The organism is Chryseobacterium sp. SIMBA_029, from assembly GCF_046535275.1.
Taxonomy (GTDB): domain Bacteria; phylum Bacteroidota; class Bacteroidia; order Flavobacteriales; family Weeksellaceae; genus Chryseobacterium.
Genome location: NZ_JAWRXA010000040.1, coordinates 1 through 460, shown reverse-complemented (window position 1 = coordinate 460; position 460 = coordinate 1). Strand labels below are relative to the sequence as shown.

Genomic DNA, 460 nt, shown 5'->3' with positions numbered 1-460 from the left:
GGTAGTAGTCAACACTACCTTCAATTAATCCTTTAAAGTTAAAATCTAATCCGATGTTACTTTGTTTTACCTGCTCCCACTCTAAGTACGGGTTTGATAAGTTAACAAAGTTATATCCTAATAAATTCTGATATCCTGAGAAACCATTATAAAGGTCAAGGAAATTATTTGGAAGTAAAGCCAATGGGTTAGAGTTATCAGTAGCAATACCTAAATTCTGGTTACCAGTAGTACCGATTGAAGCTCTTAATTCTAATAGTCTGAATCCTGAATTAGCCATGAAATCTTCTTTGTCGATATTCCATCTTGCTGCAACTGACCAGAAAGTCTCCCATCTGTTGGTAGGAAGGAAACGATAAGATCCGTCTCTTCTTACAACTCCACTTACCCCATATTTATCCTTATAATCATAATCTAATGTTCCAAAATACGCTAAGGTACCTGCTGTTACTTTTGAAGC

The 460-nt window shown here is 35.7% G+C and carries 1 pseudogene; it reads right to left on the bottom strand.

Features of this window, described 5'->3' with window-relative positions:
- Positions 1 to 460: pseudogene (locus tag SB679_RS23105) on the bottom strand (SusC/RagA family TonB-linked outer membrane protein); the annotation flags it as partial.